Source organism: Pseudomonas sp. 14P_5.3_Bac1 (assembly GCF_025466135.1).
GTDB lineage: Bacteria > Pseudomonadota > Gammaproteobacteria > Pseudomonadales > Pseudomonadaceae > Aquipseudomonas.
In genome coordinates, this window is the sequence record NZ_JANLOF010000044.1 from 1 (window position 1) to 4,733 (window position 4,733).

At 54.0% G+C, this 4,733-nt stretch carries 3 protein-coding genes; all 3 read right to left on the minus strand.

What is annotated here, in order from left to right; genetic code table 11:
• Window positions 1-856, minus strand: an 856-nt coding sequence (locus NTD89_RS10605) for a PAAR domain-containing protein (RefSeq protein ID WP_262207490.1), incomplete at its 3' end; no start/stop codon positions are given.
• Between the two features lie 5 nt (window positions 857-861).
• The gene (locus NTD89_RS10610) at window positions 862-1,872 is read right to left on the minus strand and encodes a hypothetical protein (RefSeq protein WP_262207492.1); all 1,011 of its coding nucleotides are present in this window, start codon (window positions 1,870-1,872) and stop codon (window positions 862-864) included.
• 7 nt (window positions 1,873-1,879) lie between these two features.
• A partial coding sequence (locus NTD89_RS10615) for an RHS repeat-associated core domain-containing protein (RefSeq protein ID WP_262207494.1) occupies window positions 1,880-4,733 on the minus strand: 2,854 nt, incomplete at its 5' end.

A 4,733-nucleotide genomic window follows, 5' to 3' on the forward strand; every position in this document is an offset into this window, starting at 1 on the left:
CCATCGCGCTGCTGATGGCCATCGACGTCGCGCCGCTGACCAACATGCACGGTAACTTGCTGAAGAACTTGCCCTTGCCACCCTTGAGCATCAACAGTGCCGTGACCGCCAGCCCGACGCCTGGCGTCTTGCCGCTGCGAATTTCACGCACCACCACCGAACCGCCACCAATGGTTACGTTGGAGGAAATCAGCCCCGACGACACCACCGTCGCATCGCAGGTGCTGCGATCACCGCTGCGCACGGCAGGTTGACCATTGACCGTAACCTTTTCCGAACCCTCGGCCAGAAACTGCGGCGGCATTGGCGGGTGCTTCATGCACACCACCAGGTCCAGCGGCTTCGGCACAGCACCCGGCGCAGGTGTGGCGACGGTAGGGCGCCACATCTGCGAGAAGAACCCCTCGGCCATGTCCAGGTAGCTGGCTTCCGGCTCGGGCTTGGCTTCTTCCAGCTCAGTGCCGGCCGGGGTGACATGGGAGCTGATCGCCCCAGCCGCGCGGGCGGCGGGAATGTTGTTGGTCAGCGTATTGGTGGAGCCGGTGAGAATATTCGCCTGCACCGTGGGCGGAAACAGGGCGTTACTGAAAGCGTCGCATATCTTGGTCAGCCCTTTGTCCGTGCCACTCTTGCTCATGGCCAGGCCAACAATCGTACCCACCACCGCACCCAGCAGGAAGCAGCCGAGGCCGCCGGTGGCCACGGTGATACCGGTGGCCGCAACCACGGCAGCCGTTGCCACGGCAGTGATCGCGATATTGGCCGCCACCTCCAGCACACCACCAAGGATGTCCGCCATCATCGAAGTGTGGGAGAGCGCATCGCCCATCCGGGCTGCCCATAACGCGTCAGGCATATAGGCTAAAGACTGTACAAAATATTGTAGAAAGAGGTTTGCTTATCGTTTATCAGTGACAGATCGTGGCCTATTGGAATCTTTTCAAATTGCACTTTAGTAACGGCCATTCGACGCTTGATCACGGCTTCTAGCAGTTTGCCGAATAGCGCATCATCATCGACGAATTTTTTTAGCTTCAGAATCTCTCGTGGGTGGGTTCGCAGGATATAAAAAGCATAATTCATCAAAATAATACTAGAAACGAAAAGGTTTTCGGTTGATTGCAGTGGGTTGACGGTATCGACCAAGGCTTCAAAAGCCTGCTGCCTGTGGTGGGTGTAGGCATACAGGAACACGTCGGGATACATGAGTTCGCTGTAACGATCATTAAAATTTAAGCGATAATTTTTATTGTCCGGCGTAACCAAAAGTTTAACGATGTTTGTCTGGAACGCTTTCAAAGTGCTCAGCAGTGCGTGTTCTTTTCTGGTGTCTGCTTTAATCGTCTTGTATACCACGTTAATCAGGTCCAGCAGTGCTATAGATCCAAAAGCCTCGGTCACCATCAGCAGCTGGTTATCCTTGATACTGAACCGGCGATACACCTCGTCATCAATGCTCAATTCGAAAAGCAGGAACGTGAGCATGTGGTTCCTGAACGCCACGTCCTCATCGATAGGGCTATTTTTTAGACTGATCAGCTGGATCAGATAGAAGAAAATAAAATAGTCTTTATTAGTGCGTTGACGATTGTCGATGTCCAACAAATGACCAAAACGAGACAGGACGAGTAGAAGGGCATAGCAGTCTGCCTCCGTAAATCCCTGTTTCAACATGGCTTTTTCAAAAGCGCTCGCGGAAAAAAGATCGTGCCAACGGCTCACATAAAGCGTTGTCCCATTGCTTTTCTTGGCGGCAGCGGAGAGTAATAAGGGTTCGTCTTCCTGATAAAAAATAACGCCCAGTGCCTGAGGAACTGGGCGGATATTCAGGAAACTTTCAAGCTTGTATGAAATGAGATTGAAGATATCCATTTTGTCGTTATCCGCAAGTCTTCCACTTTCCGTTCGCCCCTTTTTTCTCGACGCGAAAAGAGGTGATGGTTTTGTTGAATTTGTCGAGTATCCGAAAACCTACACCTTTTGCCTTGGGCTCATTGGTCTTGGAGAGTACGCCATCTTTGAGGCCCGTCTCTTTATAGTCAACGGTAGAAATATCCTTATGGTCGTTGAGCATGCTCACCCCTTCGTTATTGACGGTCGCTACCACGCGATACTCTTCCTTGCCTGGGTTGAACCCAGGATTGCTGTCATGGTTGACCCAGACCGCTTTCTCTCCTCTGATATTCGGAACCAAGCCTCCTTTCCCGCCGTTGGCCGCTTTGGAGGAAACGGTCTCGCTTTTGCCCATATACCGAATAATTTCGTTTTCTTTTAGGCCTAGCGGGTCGATCCAAGTGAATGGGTTTGGCGAATAGCGGTAAAAGTTCAGGCTGCCTGTCAAGCCTATTGGGTCGGGAGTTGTAAAACGTCCCACATCAGGGTCATAAAAGCGGAACGTGTTGTAGTGCAACCCTATTTCCCGGTCCAGATACTGTCCCTGGAAGCGCAGGTTTTGTTCCTCAATGAAGTACGGTTCACGAGGCTCGTCGATGGTATTGCCCCATATTTGATAGTCAGCACGCCACAGCGGGTGCCCGTCACTTTCCGTCAAGGCCTGGGGCAATCCATTGGGATCGTTATGGTAGTAACGAACTCGTTGAGTTTCGTTAACACCGTCGATCCTGGCCAACGGTTCATGACCATTGCCGTTGTAAATATACAGGCTGGTCTGATTATTTTTATGCTCTTGCAGTAACTGCAGACCATCCCAGTCGAAGCGCGTGCGACCAATGAGATGACCTTGACTGTCATGTTCGGTTTTCTCAACTCGTCGGCCCAGAGCGTCATAGCGCATTCTGACCACGCTTTCGCCGCAGGCCTTGCGGGTTCGGACTTCAATCAAACGATGATCGGAGTCGTAACTGAAGGACTGCAAGCCATACTGATTGCTGCGTTTTTCAATCACTCGGCCAAAGCCGTCGTAGCGATAACGTTTATCCTGAAACACCATTAACTGGTTGTTTACCACCCGCCCAGATACATCGGATGTACCGTCAAGGAGGTTGGCTGCCGCGTCGAAGCGCAAGGTCTCATTCTGCGTTGGGCGGCTACTTTGGCTGGCGATGATTCGACCTGTCGCGTCGTAATGCAGCAGTTGGCGTTGCTCACCATTGGGAAGTTGTTCGAGGCGCGCTACCAGGAGATCACTGGCATCAAATTCAAAATAGACTTTATCGTTGGTCGGTATCAGCGACGGTCGACTGGCATGCCGACGTTGGCGCATACGCAAGCGGCCGCTACGGTCATATTCGCTGCGCGTACTGATATCGCCTTGTGTGCGCATCACTTCTCGATGCAGGCGGTCGCGCTCGAAGTCGCTAATCACATGCCCGTCTATGTTTATCTGATGCAGGTGACCACTGCCGTAATACATTCGGTTGATCCAGCGTCCATCAGGCAGCTGTGTCTGGATAAGGTTACCGAGTTCGTCGTAATGATGTTTCAAATGGCCCGCGTAGCTTTGCTCTTCAACGAGATAACCCAGCGCGTCATATGTAAAGCCTAGGCGCTGCTCGTTACCGTCATTATCAATGACGACAGCTTCAATCAATTGGTGCAGCGGGCTGTAGCGGAATCGGTACTGTCCATCAGGTGTGATGCGGGCCGTCAGTCGGCCAATCGCATCTCGCTCCAAATCTTGAATAATCGGTGCTTCGATGGGCGTGTGGTCGCTTCCTGGCGCGGAAGTGGCCTCGACGCGCGTTACGTTATTGAGGGCGTCATAGGTAAATCGTTTAGTGCTGCCATCAAGGTTGCACTGCTCGGTCAGCCGATCCCCGGCGTCCCATGCAAACCGATAGCTTTCACCGTTCTCGTTGACCAGCGCTTGCAACCGCCCATAGCTGTCATACCCAAATTGCACCTGCCGCCCATGGGCATCGGTGCGCTGGCGTACCTGGCCTCGCCGGTTGTGTTGATAGAGCGTGGTGTGCCCGGCGGGATCGGTGTAGCCCACCAACTGCCCGCTGGCGTCGCGCTGATACTGCTCGGTGCGCCCATCCGGTAATTGGCTGCTGAGCAAACGGCCCTGGGCGTCGTAGCTGAACTGCGTGCGTTCACCCAAGGCATCAGTGATGACCTGCAAATAGCCACGGTCGTCGTAGCTGAAGCGCGTCGGGTAGCCCGAGCAGTCGATATGCTCGACCAACTGCCCAAACGGGTTCCAGCGCAGTTGTTTGCTTTTGCCAGTGGCATCGATGATTTCCACTGGCTGGCCGTGCGCGTCATAGCGGTAACGGGTGATATAGCCCAGCGGATCGGTCTCGGCGATGCAGTTACCGCGTGGGTCGTAGCGATACTGCCAACTGTTGTCGGCGGCGTCGGTTTCCACCAGCGGCAATGCCCAATGTTCCAGCCACAAGGTCGAATCACTGCGGCCCAGCGGGTCGGTTTCGCCGATCAGGTTGCCGCTCTCGTCGTAGTTGTAGGCATAACGCCCGGCCTGTGGGTCGGTAGCGCTGAGCAACTGACGTTCGTCATTCCACTCAAACAGCCAAGTCTGGCCGAGGTTGTCGCTGTACTGAATGATCTGGTGCTGAGTGTTCCAGTGCCGCGTACTCACACGCTGCAGGCCGTCGGTGATGCGCGTAAGACCGGCCTGCAGGTCATAGTCGAACTGGTAAGCGTCGCCCTCATCGGTCCAATGCCTAACCACGCGCCATTCCAGGCCTTCAACCAGTGCCCACTCATAGAAACAGCGCAATCCGGTGGGCAATTGATGTTCCACCATTCGG